This window comes from Duganella radicis (assembly GCF_009720825.1).
Classification (GTDB): Bacteria; Pseudomonadota; Gammaproteobacteria; order Burkholderiales; family Burkholderiaceae_D; genus Rugamonas; species Rugamonas radicis.
Map to the genome: position 1 here is coordinate 1 of NZ_WNKY01000057.1, position 15,379 is coordinate 15,379.

At 64.9% G+C, this 15,379-nt stretch carries 17 protein-coding genes; 16 read left to right on the forward strand and 1 reads right to left on the reverse strand.

Annotated features, from left to right (window positions below):
* Nucleotides 1-74 precede the first annotated feature (74 nt).
* Complete coding sequence (locus GM676_RS28190; protein WP_155467606.1) at nucleotides 75-230, reverse strand: hypothetical protein; 156 nt, start codon at nucleotides 228-230, stop codon at nucleotides 75-77.
* Nucleotides 231-354: 124 nt separating this feature from the next.
* Here GM676_RS28190 and GM676_RS28195 point away from each other — a divergent pair, with 124 nt between their 5' ends.
* The 16 genes from GM676_RS28195 to fliE all read left to right on the forward strand — a co-directional run bounded on the left by GM676_RS28195 (nucleotide 355) and on the right by fliE (nucleotide 15,372).
* A complete protein-coding gene (locus GM676_RS28195; RefSeq protein WP_155467608.1) occupies nucleotides 355-1,146 on the forward strand; it encodes a DeoR/GlpR family DNA-binding transcription regulator in 792 nt (263 codons plus the stop codon).
* Between the two features lie 8 nt (nucleotides 1,147-1,154).
* The gene (lldD, locus tag GM676_RS28200; protein ID WP_155467610.1) at nucleotides 1,155-2,288 is read left to right on the forward strand and encodes an FMN-dependent L-lactate dehydrogenase LldD; all 1,134 of its coding nucleotides are present in this window, start codon (nucleotides 1,155-1,157) and stop codon (nucleotides 2,286-2,288) included.
* A 154-nt stretch (nucleotides 2,289-2,442) separates the two neighbouring features.
* A complete protein-coding gene (locus tag GM676_RS28205; protein WP_155467612.1) occupies nucleotides 2,443-4,536 on the forward strand; it encodes a bifunctional rhamnulose-1-phosphate aldolase/short-chain dehydrogenase in 2,094 nt (697 codons plus the stop codon).
* 24 nt (nucleotides 4,537-4,560) lie between these two features.
* Nucleotides 4,561-5,853, forward strand: coding sequence for an L-rhamnose catabolism isomerase (gene rhaI / locus GM676_RS28210; RefSeq protein WP_155467614.1), 1,293 nt, complete (start codon nucleotides 4,561-4,563; stop codon nucleotides 5,851-5,853).
* Between the two features lie 37 nt (nucleotides 5,854-5,890).
* Nucleotides 5,891-7,435, forward strand: coding sequence for a sugar ABC transporter ATP-binding protein (locus GM676_RS28215; protein ID WP_155467616.1), 1,545 nt, complete (start codon nucleotides 5,891-5,893; stop codon nucleotides 7,433-7,435).
* Entirely contained in the window at nucleotides 7,423-8,403 is a 981-nt protein-coding gene (locus GM676_RS28220; protein WP_155467618.1) for an ABC transporter permease, read from the forward strand. Before GM676_RS28215 ends, GM676_RS28220 begins: the two co-directional genes overlap by 13 nt.
* On the forward strand, nucleotides 8,400-9,425 hold the full coding sequence (locus GM676_RS28225; RefSeq protein ID WP_211923307.1) for an ABC transporter permease: 1,026 nt from the start codon (nucleotides 8,400-8,402) through the stop codon (nucleotides 9,423-9,425). Before GM676_RS28220 ends, GM676_RS28225 begins: the two co-directional genes overlap by 4 nt.
* Nucleotides 9,426-9,572: 147 nt before the next feature.
* Nucleotides 9,573-9,797: a hypothetical protein gene (locus GM676_RS33025; protein WP_371866399.1), complete on the forward strand. Its 225-nt coding sequence runs from the start codon at nucleotides 9,573-9,575 to the stop codon at nucleotides 9,795-9,797.
* 287 nt (nucleotides 9,798-10,084) lie between these two features.
* Nucleotides 10,085-10,804, forward strand: coding sequence for a flagellar hook-basal body protein (locus tag GM676_RS28230; protein WP_155467620.1), 720 nt, complete (start codon nucleotides 10,085-10,087; stop codon nucleotides 10,802-10,804).
* A 3-nt stretch (nucleotides 10,805-10,807) separates the two neighbouring features.
* Nucleotides 10,808-11,584 carry a flagellar basal-body rod protein FlgG gene (gene flgG / locus GM676_RS28235; RefSeq protein WP_155467622.1) on the forward strand — a complete coding sequence of 259 codons (777 nt, stop codon included), beginning with the start codon at nucleotides 10,808-10,810 and terminating at the stop codon, nucleotides 11,582-11,584.
* An 11-nt stretch (nucleotides 11,585-11,595) separates the two neighbouring features.
* Entirely contained in the window at nucleotides 11,596-12,564 is a 969-nt protein-coding gene (gene flgA / locus GM676_RS28240) for a flagellar basal body P-ring formation chaperone FlgA (RefSeq protein WP_155467624.1), read from the forward strand.
* A 6-nt stretch (nucleotides 12,565-12,570) separates the two neighbouring features.
* On the forward strand, nucleotides 12,571-13,140 hold the full coding sequence (locus GM676_RS28245; RefSeq protein WP_155467626.1) for a flagellar basal body L-ring protein FlgH: 570 nt from the start codon (nucleotides 12,571-12,573) through the stop codon (nucleotides 13,138-13,140).
* Between the two features lie 2 nt (nucleotides 13,141-13,142).
* On the forward strand, nucleotides 13,143-14,252 hold the full coding sequence (locus GM676_RS28250; RefSeq protein ID WP_155467628.1) for a flagellar basal body P-ring protein FlgI: 1,110 nt from the start codon (nucleotides 13,143-13,145) through the stop codon (nucleotides 14,250-14,252).
* A gap of 18 nt (nucleotides 14,253-14,270) precedes the next feature.
* Entirely contained in the window at nucleotides 14,271-14,645 is a 375-nt protein-coding gene (locus tag GM676_RS28255) for a flagellar basal body rod protein FlgB (RefSeq protein WP_155467630.1), read from the forward strand.
* Nucleotides 14,645-15,079 carry a flagellar basal body rod protein FlgC gene (flgC, locus tag GM676_RS28260; RefSeq protein ID WP_155467632.1) on the forward strand — a complete coding sequence of 145 codons (435 nt, stop codon included), beginning with the start codon at nucleotides 14,645-14,647 and terminating at the stop codon, nucleotides 15,077-15,079. Before GM676_RS28255 ends, flgC begins: the two co-directional genes overlap by 1 nt.
* Nucleotides 15,076-15,372 carry a flagellar hook-basal body complex protein FliE gene (fliE, locus tag GM676_RS28265; RefSeq protein ID WP_155467634.1) on the forward strand — a complete coding sequence of 99 codons (297 nt, stop codon included), beginning with the start codon at nucleotides 15,076-15,078 and terminating at the stop codon, nucleotides 15,370-15,372. The genes flgC and fliE overlap by 4 nt, the downstream gene beginning before the upstream one ends.
* Nucleotides 15,373-15,379 lie beyond the last annotated feature (7 nt).

The following is a 15,379-nucleotide window of genomic DNA, read 5'->3' on the forward strand; positions in this document are numbered from 1 at the left end:
CCTCTGGTTGAGTTGAGTCTTCGCAAACCCAAATTTACCTTAAGAATCACAATGGCCGCCCTCAAGCTGCCTTCCTAAACGCCGATTCCGGCGAAGTCTTCATACACCACGTCGTGGGACACAATCCAACCGGGAAACGGTCCGGCACCGGCAATGTCCGACAGCAGGGTAGAGATGGACAGGCGCGTTCCGTTCATTTTCCAGTTTCCGACGATAAGCTTCTCAGGCACTTTAGGTCTCCATAAACGTTCAAAAACGATCTTGACTGATCATTTTGAATCATATAACTTTCGCTATCGACCGGCAAGCTGCTACAATCATTTTTTGTCAACATCCATCGCAACAGGTACAGGCATGCACTCAGCGGAGCGTGAAAAGATGATTGTGGAGGCGATCGGCCCCAGCGGGTTCGTCTCCTACAAGCAGTTGGAAGCCCTGTTGAGCGCTTCGCCCGCCACCATCCGGCGCGACTTGAGCCGCCTGGAGGAGCAGGGCGTGCTGGTGCGTGTGCATGGCGGCGCCAAGGCGCCGGAGAGCGCGTCGGAGCAAGCGCAGTCTCCGGGGGAATGGTCCGGCCTGATCGGCACGCCGTTTGCACAATCGATCACGCAGAATCTGCGGCAAAAGCAGGCCATCGGCAAAGCCGCCGCCGACCTGTGCCTGCCGGGCGAGGGCGTGATGATCGACGGCGGCACCACCACCTTGCAGATGTGCCCGCACCTGGCCGGCAAGGATTTGCAGGTGCTGACCAATTCCCTGCACATCGTCAACGCGCTGCTGCCGCAGGTGGGCACGCGCATTCTGCTGCCTTCCGGCACCCTGTTCCGCGAGCAGAACATCATCCTGGCGCCGCCGAATGAGGATTCGATGCCACGCTTCCATGCGCCCAAGCTGTTCATGGGCGGCGCCTCGGTCGGCCCGCAGGGCGTGATGCAGCCGGACCTGGTGCTGGTGGCGGCCGAGCGCCGCCTGATCGATCGCGCCGAGGAGGTGATCCTCATGGTGGACAGTTCCAAGTTCAATTCGTCGTCCGGCATGATCGTGTGTGGATTGGATGAGGTGCACACGGTGATCACCGACGCCGGTATTCCAGACGATATCGCCAACAAGATCCGGGCCGCCAACGTCCGTCTCATCATTGTTTAAATCATCCTATGATCATTTCTTCCGCGACTGATTTTCGAGAGGCTGCGCGCCGCAAGCTGCCGCCATTCCTGTTCCACTATCTGGACGGCGGCGCCGGCGCGGAGCAGACGCTGCGCGCCAATGTGGACGACCTCCAGCAAGTGAATTTGCGCCAGCGCGTGCTGCAAGGTTCGGAACAGCTGGACCTGTCGGCCGAATGGTTCGGCCGACAGTATGGATTGCCGATGGCGCTGGCGCCGGTTGGCCTGACCGGCATGTATGCGCGCCGTGGCGAGGTGCAGGCGGCGCGCGCCGCCGCCGGTCGCAACATCCCCTTCATCCAGTCGACGGTGTCGGTGTGCCCGCTGGCCGAAGTGGCCGCCGCCATCGACAAGCCGATCTGGTTCCAGCTGTACGTGCTGAAGGACCGCGGCTTCATGCGCGACGTGCTGCAACGCGCGAAAGCGCTGGGCGCCACCACGCTGGTGTTCACGGTCGACATGCCGGTGCCCGGCAACCGCTACCGCGACGCTCACAGCGGCATGAGCGGCGCGAACGGGCCACTGCGCCGCATGCTGCAAGCGCTGGCGCATCCTTCCTGGGCCTTGGACGTCGGCCTGCTGGGCCGTCCGCATGACCTTGGCAATATCTCGGCCTATCGCGGCCAGGCCACCGAGCTGGAAGACTACATTGGCTGGCTGGGCGCCAACTTCGATCCGGCCATCGGCTGGCAGGATCTGCAATGGATACGCGATGAGTGGCAGGGGCCGATGGTGATCAAGGGCATCCTGGAGGCGGACGACGCCCGCGATGCGCTGGCCTTCGGCGCCGATGGCATCGTGGTCTCCAATCACGGCGGCCGCCAGCTGGATGGCGCGCTGTCCACGGCCCGCGCGCTGCCGCAAATCGCGGCGGCGGTAAAAGACAAGCTGACCATCTTTGCCGATGGCGGCGCGCGCACCGGGACCGATATCTTCCGCTTGCTGGCGCTGGGCGCGGACGGGGTGCTGCTGGGCCGGGCGTTCGTCTATGCGCTGGCGGTGCAGGGCCAGGCCGGCGTCGAAAGGCTGCTGGCCATCCTGGAGAAAGACATCCGTACCAATATGGTTCTGACCGGAGTGAAGTCGGTCAAAGACATCGGGCCGCATTTGCTGGCAAGATAAGATACAGACTGCTTCGGAACAAGGCGCCGCCATTTGCGGCGCTTTTTTTTATTCAAAACAATCAAAAGTAATCACAAATAAGATTGATAAAGATTGAAATAGATTGAGTGTTGTTTTATACTGGGTTTTCTCTTTCCTTGATCCATAGACGACCATGACCACCAAACCATTTCCTACCTGGGACGATGCCGCCACCGCCGGCATGGATGAAGCCTCGCTGCTGTTGTACCGTTCGAATCTGCTGGGCTCCGACCTGCGCATCACCAACTACGGTGGCGGCAACACCGGCGCCAAGGTCAGCCTGATCGACCCGGTGAGCGGCGAGCCGACCTCCGTGCTGCTGGTGAAGGGTTCGGGCGGCGACCTCGGTTCGATGAAGATGGACGGTTTTTCCAGTCTCTATCTCGACAAACTGGTCGGCCTGAAGCAGCGCTATCGCGGCCCGGACTTCGAGGATGAAATGGTCGGCTACCTGCCGCATTGCACCTTCAACCTGAATCCGCGCGCGGCCAGCATCGACACGCCGCTGCACGCCTACCTGCCGTTCAAGCACACCGACCACATGCACCCGGACGCGCTGATCGCCATCGCCGCGATGGAGAACAGCGAACAGGTCACCAAGGAGATTTTCGGCGGCGAAATGGGCTGGGTGCCATGGCGCCGTCCCGGCTACGAGCTGGGCCTGATGCTGGAAAACTATGTCAAGGAACATCCGGGCATACGCGGCCTGGTGATGGCCGGCCACGGCGTGTTCACCTGGGGCGACAGCGCCAAGTCCTGCTACCAGAACACCGTGCAAGTGATCGAGATCGCCAACGCCTGGCTGGCGAAGAAGTCGGCCGGCAAGGCGGCCTTCGGCGGCGAGAAAGTGAGCAGCCTGGCGGAAGTGGAAGCCAACGAAGTGCTGGCGCGCCTGCTGCCGGCGCTGCGCGGCCTGGCCTCGGCCAGCGGCGGCCACAAGCTGGCTCACGTCGACCGCAGCGACGCCGTGGTCCAGTTCGTCAACAGCCAGCAGCTGGAACAGCTGGCCGCACTGGGCACCTCCTGCCCGGACCACTTCCTGCGCACCAAGATCCGTCCGCTGGTGCTGCCGGAATCGACCTGGTCGCTGGAGGGCGAGGCGCTGGGCGCCGCGCTGAACGATGCGCTGGCCGCGTACCGCGCCGATTATGCCGCTTACTACGAGCGCTGCAAGCGCGCCAACAGCCCGGCCATGCGCGACGCCAATCCGGTGGTGATTCTGCTGCCGCGCATCGGCATGGTGACGCTGGCCAAGGACAAGGCTACCGCCCGCATCGCCGGCGAGTTCTACATCAACGCCATCAACGTCATGCGCGAAGCTAACGCGGTCGATCAATACGTCGGCCTGCCGGAGCAGGAAGCGTTCGACATCGAATACTGGCTGCTGGAAGAAGCCAAGTTGCAGCGCATGCCGGCGCCGAAAGCGCTGGCCGGCAAGATCGCTTACGTCACCGGCGGCGCCGGCGGCATCGGCCGCGCCATCGCCGAACGTTATCTGAAAGAGGGCGCTTGCGTGGCGCTGGCCGATATCGATGCGGAAGCACTGGAAGAAACCGTCGCCGCCCTGAAAAAGAAATTCGGCCGCGACGTGGTGCATGGCGCGCGTTGTGACGTGACCTCGGAAGAGTCGGTCATCGCCTCGGTCAAGTCCACCATCCTGGCCTTTGGCGGCCTGGACCTGCTGGTGTCGAACGCCGGCATCGCCTCGTCGGCAGCCATCGAGGACACCACGCTGGCGCTGTGGAACCGCAATCAATCCATCCTCTCCACCGGCTACTTCCTGGTCGGCCGTGAAGCCTTCCGCATCATGAAGGCGCAAAGGGTGGGCGGCGCCATGGTGTTCATCGCTTCGAAGAATGGTCTGGTGGCATCCAATCAGGCCATGGCGTACTGCGCCGCCAAGGCCACCGAAATCCATCTGTCGCGCTGCTTCGCGCTGGAGGGCGCGGCCTTCGGCATCCGCTCCAACGTGGTCAACCCGGACGCGGTGATTCGCGGTTCGCGCATCTGGTCGGGCGACTGGAGCAAGGAACGCGCGCAAGCCAACAAGATCGATGAAGAGAACCTGGAAGAGTTCTACCGCCAGCGTTCCATGCTCAAGCGCAGCGTGCTGCCGGAAGATATCGCCGAAGGCGCCTATTTCTTCGCGGCGGAACACCTGTCGGGCAAATCCACCGGCAACATTCTGAACGTCGACGCCGGCAACGCCACGGCATTCACCCGCTAATGCGCACCGGAACGAGGAGACATGATGAGCAAGATCATTGACCAGGCCGTGATTGCGGCAGACAACGACAAGCTGGCCGCCGACCTCAAGGCCGACTACGCCGTGCTGGGTGAGCAGCTGAGCCGTCGCGGCATCGCCATCGACGACATCAAGGCCCAGGCCTCGGCCTTCGCGGTGGCGCTGCCGAGCTGGGGCGTGGGCACTGGCGGCACCCGCTTCGCGCGCTTTGCCGGCAAGGGCGAGCCGCGCAATGTGTTCGACAAGGTGCAGGACTGTGGCGTGATCCACCAACTGGTGACCATCACTCCGACCGTGTCGCCCCACCTCCCGTGGGACAAGGCCACCGACTACCAGGAGCTGCGCCAGCACGCGGCCGCGTTCGGCCTGAACTTCGATTGCGTCAATTCGAACACCTTCCAGGACCAGAAGGGCCAGGAGCATTCGTACAAGTTCGGCAGCCTGTCGCACGCCGACGCCGCCACGCGTCAGCAGGCGGTCGATCACAATATCGAATGCATCGAGATCGGCAAGGCGCTGGGCGCCAAGGCCCTGACGGTGTGGGTGGGCGATGGTTCCAACTTCCCCGGCCAGCAGCATTTCGCGCGCGCCTTCGACCGCTATCTGGACAGCAACCGCAAGATCTACGCCGCGCTGCCGGACGATTGGCAAATGTTCCTCGAACACAAAATGTTCGAGCCGGCGTTCTACTCGACCGTGTTGCAGGACTGGGGCTCCAGCTACCTGGCCGCGACCCAGCTGGGCGAGAAAGCCAAGTGTCTGGTCGACCTTGGCCACCACGCGCCCAACGTCAACATCGAGATGATCGTGGCGCGCCTGGCCGCCTTCGGCCGCCTGGCCGGCTTCCACTTCAATGACAGCAAGTACGGCGACGACGACCTCGACTCGGGCTCGATCAATCCTTACCAGCTGTTCCTGATCTTCAACGAGCTGGTGGATGCGGCCGAGCGCAAGCTGGCCGGCTTCAAGCCGGAGTACATGCTGGACCAGTCGCACAACGTGACCGACCCGATCGAGAGCCTGATGAACAGCGCGGTGGAAGTGCAGCGCGCCTACGCTCAGGCCTTGCTGGTCGACCGCATGGCGCTGGCCGGCTACCAGGATGGCAACGATGCGCTGCAAGCCACCCGCACGTTGAAGCAGGCCTACCTGACGGACGTGTCGCCGATTCTGGCGATGGCGCGTCTGGAGCGTGGCGGCGCCATCGATCCGGTGGCGGCCTACCGCGCCAGCGGCTACCGCGCCAGGGTGGCGGCCGAGCGTCCGGCCGTCGCGTCGTCGGGCGGCGGCATCGTCTGAGCACAGCAGCAGCAAAATCTTTTGAGGCCGGGTGATCATGACACAAACAATACAACCCTTGCTCCAACTGACCTCCGTTGCCAAGCGTTTTGGCGGCGTGATCGCCTTGCGTGACGTTTCGATGGCGGTGCGTGCCGGCGAGGTAATGGCGCTGGTCGGTGAAAACGGCGCCGGCAAATCCACGCTGGTGAAAATCCTGACCGGCATTTATCAGCCGGACGGCGGCAGCTTTGGCCTCGATGGCCGGCCGCTGGTGTTGCGCGGGCCGCAGGCGGCTGCGCGCGCCGGCATCACGGCCGTGCATCAGGAAACTGTGATGTTTGACGAGTTGTCGGTGGCCGAGAATATTTATCTCGGCCACCAGCCGCGTCGCGGCTGGACCCGGCGCATCGACTGGCCGTCGATGGAAAGCTCCGCGCAAACCCTGCTGCGCCGCCTGGAGGTCGATATTCCGGTGCGCGCCAAGGTCAAGGACTTGTCCATCGCGCAGCGCCACTTTGTCGAAATCGCGCGTGCGCTGTCGCAGGATGCGCGCGTAGTCATCATGGACGAGCCGACCGCCGCGCTGTCGCGGCAGGAGATTCATGAGCTGTACCGCATCGTCGGCCAGCTGAAGGCAGCCGGCAAGGCGGTGATCTTCATCACCCACAAGTTCGACGAGATTTTTTCGGTGTGCGACAGCTACACGGTGCTGCGCGATGGCCAGTTCATCGCCAGCGGTGCGCTGGCCGATATCGACGAGGCGGGCCTGGTGGCGCTGATGGTGGGGCGCAGCGTGTCCGAAGTCTATCCCAAGGCGCAGGTGGCGCCGGGCGAGACGGTGCTGGACGTCCGCGGCCTGTCCCATCCGAGCGAATTTGACGAGGTCAGCTTCTCGCTGCGGCGTGGCGAGGTGCTGGGTGTGTACGGCCTGGTCGGTGCGGGGCGCTCGGAAACCATGCAGGGCCTGTTCGGCTTGACGCCGGATGTCTCCGGCGAGGTGCGCATCGATGGCCGACAGGTCGTGATCCACAGCGCCGCCGAGGCCATCCGCCACGGCCTGGCGCTGGTGCCGGAAGACCGTCAGCATCACGGCGCCATGCTGGAAATGTCCATCCTTGAAAATTCCACGCTGGCCTGCCTGGACGGTTTTGGCAAGCTGTTGGCGGGCAAGCGCCAGGCCGAGCGCGATCTGGCGCGCCGCTATGCCGAGCGGCTGGAACTGAAGGCCGCGCACTTCGAGCAGGCGATGCAGGAACTCTCGGGCGGCAACCAGCAGAAGGTGGTGCTGGCCAAATGGCTGGCCACCAATCCCAAGGTCATCATCCTGGATGAGCCGACCAAGGGCATCGATATCGGTTCCAAGGCGGCCGTGCACCGTTTCATCAGCCAACTGGTGGGGCAGGGCCTGGCCGTGGTGCTGGTGTCGTCCGAACTGCCCGAGGTGCTGGGGCTGTCCGACCGCATCATGGTGATGTACCACGGCCGCGTTCAGCGCACCTTCACCCGTGCCGAGGCCAGCGCTGAACTGGTGGTGGCGGCGGCGTCCGGATTGGCGCCGCAACGACAGTCTTTACAAGAGGTGGCAACATGCGTTTCCTGAGTAGCCGCGAGCCGCAGCTCGCGCTGGTCATTGTGGTGCTGGCACTGCTGGTGGGATGGCGGTCGCCGGTGTTTCTTTCACCGTCCAGCCTGGCCAATGTGCTGACCGACACGTCGCTGCTGATCATGCTGGCGCTGGCGCAGATGCTGATCATCGTCACGCGCGGCATCGACCTGTCGGTGGCGTCCAGCCTGGCGCTGTCCGGCATGCTGTCGGCCATGCTGGTGGCGGCGCATCCCGAATTGCCGCTGGTGTTTGCCGTGCTGGTGGCGGCGCTGACGGGCCTGGCCTGCGGCGCGCTCAACGGCGTGCTGGTGGGGATGTTCGGCCTGCCGCCGATCGTGGTGACGCTGGGCACCATGAGCATCTACCGCGGGCTGGTGTTCGTGGTGTCCGGCGGCGCCTGGATCTCGGCGCACCAGCTGCCGGCGGATTTCCTGGCCTTCCCGCTGGAACAACTGCTGGGCTTGACGCACCTGATGTGGCTGGCCACCATCGCCATCGCCGCCTTCTGGTTCTTCTCCCGCCACCTGTGTGCCGGCCGCGACCTGTACGCGATCGGCAGCCAGCCGACATCGGCACGCTATGTCGGCGTGCCGATCCGGCGGCGGCTGGTGCTGGTCTACACGCTGTCCGGGCTGGTATCAGGCATTGCCGGCTATCTGTGGGTGGCGCGCTACGCGGTCGCCTACACCGAAGTCGCCTATGGCTTTGAATTCACCGTGATTGCCGCCTGCGTGATCGGCGGCGTGTCGATTGGCGGCGGCGTGGGCAGCGTGTGGGGCACCGTGCTGGGCGCGCTGTTCCTCGGGCTGATCGGCAATGCCTTGCCGGTCATGCAGATATCGCCATTCTGGCAAAGCGCGCTGACCGGCGCGGTCATCCTGGCGGCGGTGGCCATCAATGCGCGCGGCAAACGCCACGGCGCGCGTCAAATCCTGCCGTTGCACAAAGGAGTCGCAACATGAATCAGGCAGTGATGGCCGCTCCGGCCGAAGTCAAACACCAGATCGCCGACCGGCCGCTGTTCCACTGGCGCGCGGCACTGGGCAAGTGGGAAACCATGCTGCTGATGCTGCTGATCGCCGTGATGGCGGTGGGGGGCAGCGTGCTGGACTATTTCCTCGATCCGCACAATCTGGCGGACAGCACCTTTAATTTCAGCGAAAAGGCGCTGATGGCGTTGCCGATGGCCTTGTTGATCCTGTGCCGCGAGATCGACCTGTCGGTGGCCGGCATCCTGGCGCTGTCCTCGGTCGCGATGGGGCTGGCCAATCAGGCCGGGCTGCCGCCCGCGATGCTGTTCGTGGTGGGCATCGGTACCGGCTTTGTGTGTGGCATGGTGAATGGCGTGTTGGTGACCGTGTTCCGCTTGCCGGCGATCGTGGTCACCATCGGCACGGTGTCGTTGTTCCGCGGCCTGGCCAGCGTGGTGCTGGGCGATCAGGCCTACACCGGCTATCCGGAATTGCTGACGCGCTGGGGTCAGGGCTATTTCTTCGATGTCATTCCGCGTCCGTTTGCGGTGCTGCTGGGATTTGCCGTGCTGTTCTCGCTGCTGCTGCATGCCACCGTGTGGGGCCGGCGCATGATCGCCATCGGCAACGGGCCGGAGGCGGCGCGGTTCTCGGGCATCGCCGTCGAGCGCTACCGGCTGGGCTTGTTCCTGCTGTCCGGCGCCATGGCCGGGCTGGCGGCCTGCCTGCTGACCGGACGCATCGGCAGCACCCGGCCCAACATCGCCATGGGCTGGGAGCTGGAAGTGATCACCATGGTCATCCTCGGTGGCGTGCGCGTGGCCGGCGGCAAGGGCAGCATGGCCGGCGTGCTGCTGGCGGTGGCGGTTCTGGGCATGGTGAATTTCGCCATGGCGCTGGCGAACATCCCCGGCATCATCATGACCATTCTGGTGGGCGTGCTGCTGCTGGTGACCATCGTACTGCCACAGCTGCTGTCCGGATTCAAGCAGGCGCCTGGGCAGCGTCATTAACCGAGCGGTGCCTGTCTCCGTTACCGCCGTTTCCGATATCGGCAAGACCAACGTCAAACTCAGCCTGGTCGATCGGGATGGGCGCACGCCGAATACTGTGCTTGAGGGCTCCCTCTAACCCCAGCACGACGTGGAGCGCATCTGGCGGTGGTTGCTGGATGCCCTCAGCATGGAGAACGCCATGCGCTGGCCAGCCTCTACTGCGCGCTGGTGACCGATCATTGCCTCAACGGTCTCGGATCGTACGGCGCGATTTTGATTGAGGACAGCTTCACGCAAAGCACCTGTACGCCCGCATTCTGCTCTGGCTACGGCCGCAACAGAGAGTGTCGGATGACAGCAGCGGCACGGTGCACGGCGCTTGGCTGCTGACCGGCCAAGGCGGACCGGAGGCGGCGCCTTGGTCCGCGGTGGCGCCGATCGAACTCCCGGCTGCCCGGCTCTATGCCCGGCTCTGGCGTGAACTCCTTGACTAGTGCTGAGCGCCTAGCTTGTCTTAGCCTTGAGCCGACTTGAAGGCTGCACCGAACTCCTCGTGAGCTTGAAAAGAAAGTTATAAAATACTCATTTGCTAAATGGAAATTAGTTTTGCACTTGTAGTATAATCCATGTTTTTTTGGTAATTGCCTGCCTTCTAAGAGGCGAGCAAGCAATAAACTATGGATATCACAGCGGTAGCGGCGAGCGGCATGCAGAACGATTTGCGGCGGGTGGAGACGATTAGCCAGAACATGGCCAATCTGCTCACCCCGGGTTACAAAAAGCAGATCCTGCTCAGTTCCAGCTTCGCGCGGCAGGTCGACGGCGGCTTGGCGCAGTCCGTCACGGCCAGTGGGCCATCGATGACCGCGCTGAACATCGATCCGGCCGCCGGCACGCTGCGCTACACCGGCAATCCGCAGGACATGGCGATTGACGGCACGGCCTTCTTCGAGGTCGCCGGCCCGCAAGGCCCGGCCTACACCCGCCAGGGCGGCTTCCATGTCGATGTGCGCGGCCGGCTGGTCAATGCCCAGGGCTATCCGGTGATGGGCATGGGCGGCGAGATCGTGCTCAGCGGTCCTTACGCGATTGACCCCAATGGCGATGTGCGCCAGGGCGATCAGGTGCTCGCGCGTCTCAAGTTGGTGCATTTTTCCAACCCGGAAGCGCTGGAACCGCAAGGGGGCGGCGGTTATCGCCAGGGCGGCGCGGTGCAGGCCACGCCGGAGACGCCGTCGTCGCTGCGCGTCGGCTACCAGGAAAACTCCAATGTCAATTCGGCGCAGGAAATGGTGCGCCTGACCGAGACGGTGCGCCATTTCGAGGCCATGCAGAAAGTCATGCAGGGCTACGACGACAGTCTGGAAAAAACCATACGCAAGCTGGGAGATTTTTAAGTCATGAACGATTCCTTGTACATCGCCGCCACCGGCATGCAGACGCAACAAAAGAGCGTGGACACTATCGCCAACAATCTGGCCAACATCAGCACGCCGGGCTTCAAGAAGGGGCAGCTGTCTTTTGCCGATCTGGTGTATCGCGAAAGCGCGCGCGCCGGTGTCGACGGCGCCGCCGCGCCCAGCCTGTGGCATGGCGCCGGCGTCGGTGTGTTTTCGCTGGCCAAGGTGTTCACGCCGGGCGAGCTGCGCAAGACCAACGCGCCGCTCGATATCGCCATCCAGGGCGATGGCTTCCTGGCCGTCGCCATGCCGGACGGCACCGCCGCCTACAGCCGCGGCGGCGCGCTATCGGTCGACCGCGACGGTTTCCTGGCCACGGCCGACGGCCACGCCTTGAAGCCGTCCATCCATGTCGGTACGGACGCCAAACTCATCAGCATCAAGGCGGACGGCCAGGTGCTGGTGCAGGGCACCGACGAAACCGAGTTGCGCGAAGCGGGACGGATCGAGTTGAGCCACTTTACCGACAGCACCGGACTGGTGTCGCTGGGCGCCAATCTGTACCAGCCATCCGCCCGTTCCGGCGACGCCATGTACGGCAAGCCCGGCGAGGATGGCGTCGGCACGCTGGCGCAGGGTTTTATCGAAGCGTCGAACGTCAATCTGGTCAACGAAATGGTGGACCTGATGGCCGCGCAACGCGCCTATGAGAGCAGTGTGAAGGTGATCCAGGCTTCGGACGAGATGCTGGGCATGAGTAACAACCTGCGCAAATAAACAGGACCACGATGCGGTACGGGTATTACTGGCTGGCGGCGCTGTTGGGCACGGCGGCGCCGGCGCTGGCCGGCCAGGTCACGCTGGAGTTGCGCCCTGAAGTGCTGCTCCAGCATGCCGGCGTGCGGCTCGGCGATCTGGCGCTGGTGCAGGCGGAGGATGCGCGCTTGCGGCAGGCATTTGCCGGCGCCGTGCTGGGCGCGGCACCGCTTGCCGGCCAGGTGGAACTGCGCACCCGGGCGGAACTGGAGCAAGCGTTGCGCGGCCAGGCGCTGGCGCTGGGCCAGGACATCGTCTGGCGCGGCGCCGCCGCGGTGAAGATCCGTAGCGCCAGCCAGGTGTTGGACCGCGGCCAGTTGCTGGACGCGGCGCGCCGCCAGCTGCAACAGGAGCTGGGCGCCGATGGCGTGCGGCTGGAAACGCATCTGGCGTCGGCGCTGCCTGACATGGCGGCGCCGGCGGGCGCGCTGTCTTACCGCGCACGGCTGGTGGATGGCCGCCGTCTGCGTCCGCGCATGGCGGTGTGGGTCGACGTGCTGGCCGAGGGGGCGGTGTACCGCTCGGTGGTGGTGCCGCTGGCGGTCAGCGCTTATCGCAGCGTCTACGTGGCGCGCCAGCCGCTGGCGGCCGGCGACCGCATCGGCGCCGGCGATTTCGACGAGCGCGAGGAAGAGGTGGCGCATTTGCCGCAGGCGCCGCTAGCGCATGGCGCGCTGGCCGATGGCGGGCGCGTGCGTGAAGCGATGGCGGCCGGGCAGGTGGCCTCGCTCCAGCAGGTCGCCCCGGCCGGCACCTTGCTGCGCGGCGACCGGGTGCGCCTGATGACGTCGGCGGCCGGGATTTCGGTGGAGGTCGGCGCCTATGCGCAGGCCGATGCGGCGGCGGGCCAGCTGGTGCGGGTCCGGCCGGAAAACAGCAAGGAATGGGTGATGGCGCGGGTGATGGCTCCCGGCCTGGTCAGACTGGAAGAAGAAAGGTAAACATCGATGAAGCGCAACACTTGGAAGCTGGCCCTGGCCGCACTGCTGGCATGGCCGGCGTGGGCGGCCAGCTTGTACGAGCCGGCCAGCTACCAGCCGTTCACCTCGGATCTGCGGCCGCGGCATGTGGGCGACCTGATCACGGTGATGGTGTATGAAAACGCCAGCGCCAGCACCACCGCCAACACCAGCGCGGGGCGCGACGCCGGCGTCGGGGTCGACCTGCATGGTCCCGGCAAGAGTTATAACGCCGGCGCCAAGACCAACAACCAGATCGACGGCCGCGGCCGCACCGCGCGCGAAGGCCGGGTGCTGGCGCAGATCACGGTCGCCATCAAGGAAATCACGCCGCAGGGCGAGCTGGTGATCGCCGGCGAGCAGTTGTTGGAGGTGAATAACGAAAAGCAGCAGATCCGCGTGGAAGGCCGGATTCGTCCGCAGGATGTGTCGGACGCCAACGTGGTGCTGTCCACCCGCATCGCCGCCGCCAAAATCAGCTATGCCGGCCAGGGCGATCTGGCCGACCTGCAGCGCCCCGCCTGGTGGCAGCGTTTCCTGACTTTGTTTGGGCTGTGACGATGAAGCGATTAGTGATGCTGACCCTGCTGATGGCGCTGGGCGGCTGGGCCGCGGCGGCGGAGGCCATCCGGATCAAGGATATCGGCAAGATGGAAGGCTGGCGCGAGAACGCGCTGACCGGCTATGGACTGGTGACCGGCCTGGCCGGCACCGGGGATTCCAGCCGCAACAAGGCCACCCGCCAGTCCATCGCCAATATGCTGTCGCGCTTTGACATGACGGTGGTGGCCGACGACGTGCAGAGCCGCAACGCGGCGGCGGTGATGGTGACCGCCTCGCTGTCGCCGTTCGCGCGCGCCGGCGATACGATCGATGTGACCGTGACCTCGCTGGGCGACGCCCGCAGCCTGGTGGGCGGGACGCTGATCCTGGCGCCGCTCAAGGCGGCCAACGGCCAGGTGTACGCGCTGGCGCAGGGGCCGCTGTCGGTGGGCGGCTATAAATACGACCTGAATGGCAACGTGGTGCAGAAAAACCATCCCACCGTGGCGTCGATTCCCGGCGGCGCCACGGTCGAGGTCGGCGTTCCCAACGATGTCAGCAGCAATGGCCGCGTGACCTTTGTGCTGGCCGATCCGGACTATACGACGGCCAGCCGCGTCGCGGCCGCCATCAACAGCACGCTGGGCGCCAACCTGGCGCTGGCGCGCGACGCCTCCGGCATCGAGATCCGGGTGCCGGACGAACGCCGGGCCCGCCTGGCGGATTTCCTCACCGCGGTCGAGAACGTCAACGTGGAACCGGACCGCCGCGCGCGCGTGGTGATCAACGAGCGCACCGGCACGGTGGTGGCGGGCGGCGACGTGCGCATTTCCCGCGTCGCGGTGTCGCAGGGCGACCTCAAGGTCAACATCGTGACCGACAACTCGGTGTCGCAGCCGCTGCTGGTCAGCCAGACCAGCGCCGGCGTGCGCACGGCGCGCGTGGCCAACAGCCGGGTGGACGTGGAGGAGCAGGGCGAGACCGGCTTTGTCGCCGCCGGCAACAACACCGTGGCGGACCTGGTGCAGTCGCTGACCCGCATCAAGACCAATACCCGCGACATCATTTCCATCCTGCGCGCCGTGAAGGCGGCGGGCGCCCTGCACGCCGAACTGATCGTGCAGTAATTTATAGAAAGAGCAGCAATGACACACATCACCGAAAGCGGCACGGTCGGCCTGCTGAGCCTGGCGCTGGATGCGGCCGCCATGCGTCAGCAGGCGATCGCGCGCAATATCGCCAACGCCAACACGCCGGACTACCAGCGTATCGGCGTCAGCTTCGAGGACCGTATCGCGGCGCTGCGCCCAAGCCTCGGCCAGGGGCCGGCGCCATCGCTGGCCAGCCTGGGCGATTACCGGCCGGTGTTCGAGGCGGTCGGCGCGGCCGGCGAGCCGGTGGGGCTGGACACGGAAATGGCGGCGCTGTCGGAAAACACGCTGCACCACCAGGTGTTGTTAAAGGCGCTGAACAAGCATTTCGCGCTGCTGGGTAGCGCTATCAACGAGGGCAAACGCTAATGGACTACAACTCGGCATTTCAAATCAGCGCCAGCGGCATGGCGGTGGAGAAGCTGCGCCTGGATCTGACGGCGGCCAACCTGGCCAACATGAACAACGCGGCCGCCGGGCCAGCCCAGGCTTACCGTCCGCAACGCGTGATCAGCCAGGCGGCGCCGTTGAACTTCGGCCAGCAGTTCGGCCGGTTGTCGGCGTCGGCCGGCGGCGTGCAAGTGCTGTCGGTGGAGACGCTGGCGGTGGCGCCGCGCATGGTGCACGAGCCCGGCCATCCCTATGCCGACGCCCAGGGCATGGTGGCGTATCCGGCGGTGAACCACGCGGCGGAAATGGTCAACCTCAACCTCGCGCTGCGCGCCTATGAGGCCAACGTGGCGGCCATGAACGCCGCCAAGACCATGGCCGCGCGCACGCTGGATATCGGAGGCCAGCAATGACGGTGGAGGCGATCGGCGCGGCCGCGGCCGCCGCGGCCCTGCTGCCGGCGCAGGCACAGCCGGCGGCGCCCGCCGCCGGATTCGGCGACTGGTTCGCCGCGGAACTGAACACGGTCAACCAGCAACTGCTGCAATCGGACCGCGAGGCGCAGCAGCTGGCTGTGGGGGCGCCGGTGAATTTGCACGAGGTCATGATTCACATGGAAGAGGCCAAGCTGTCCTTCCAGCTGCTGGCGGCGGTCAGGACCCATGTGCTGGAAGCCTATCAAGAAGTCATGCGGATGCAAGTGTAGGAGTAGA